This window comes from uncultured Tenacibaculum sp., assembly GCF_947495995.1.
Lineage (GTDB): Bacteria > Bacteroidota > Bacteroidia > Flavobacteriales > Flavobacteriaceae > Polaribacter.
The window spans coordinates 1-1,091 of the sequence record NZ_CANMAX010000027.1 but is presented as its reverse complement, the minus strand read 5'-3'; the positions used below and the strand labels follow the sequence as shown (position 1 = coordinate 1,091).

General features: G+C 38.8%; 1 protein-coding gene. It reads left to right on the top strand.

Annotation, left to right across the window (positions count from 1 at the left end):
• Positions 1–1,091, top strand: a 1,091-nt coding sequence (locus Q1A15_RS20900; RefSeq protein WP_299628384.1) for a DUF11 domain-containing protein, incomplete at both ends; no start/stop codon positions are given.

Genomic DNA, 1,091 nt, shown 5'->3' with positions numbered 1-1,091 from the left:
AATGGAGGAACAGCAGCTGGAAATGTAGCTACATGGAGTAATTTAAGTATTCCAAGTGGTGGATTAATTACTGTTACTTATGAGGCTACAGTATTAGCCCCAGTAAGTCCAGCAAACCCGACACAATATGTAAATGTAGCAGAGATTACAGCAAGCGATCAGTTTGATCCAAATAGTAGTCCAAATAATGATGATGGTGATCAGAGTGAGGATGATGAGACGAATTTCAATATCACACCACAGCAATCAGATTTAAGTTTAGCCAAGAGTTTTGTAGATACTAATGGAAACAATGTAGAAGTAGGTGATGTTCTTACGTTCACAGTTGCTTTAAGTAATGCAGGAACAGATTCAGCGACAGGAGTAAGTGTTGCAGATGTTTTACCAGTAGGTTACACTTTAGTTCCAGGTAGTATAGATAATGGCGGAATTTATAATGCAGGAGCTACGACTATCAATTGGAGTGGACTTACAGTTCCATTAACAGGATTGAATCTTACATATCGAGTAACTGTTAATGCACCAACAGGAGCAGTAGGAGAGTATACCAATGTAGCTCAAGTAACAGGAAGTGATCAATTTGATCCCGACAGTAGTCCAAATAATGATGATGGCGATCAGAGTGAAGATGATGAAGCTAATGAGAGTGTAGTTCCAGCAGTTGCAGATTTAGAACTAGCCAAAGTACCGAGTAATACTTCACCAAATGTAGGCGATGTAATTACTTATACAGTTACCATTACCAATAATGGAACAAGTAATGCTACCGGAGTAGGAGTTTCAGATACTGTTCCAAATGGATTACAAGTCGTTACAATAAATAATGGAGGAGTACAGACAGGAAATACTATAAACTGGTCAGGATTATCAGTATCTTCAGTAGGAGGAAGTAATACATTGGCTGTTACTTATACCGCTAGAGTGTTAGCTCCAGGTACAGGAGTAAGTTATAACAACGTTGCTGAGATTAGTGCCAGCGATCAGTTTGATCCTGATAGTAGTCCAAATAACGATGATGGCGATCAGAGTGAGGATGATGAAGTTTCTTCACCAATTACACCACAAACTGCAGATTTAAGTTTAGTAAAGAG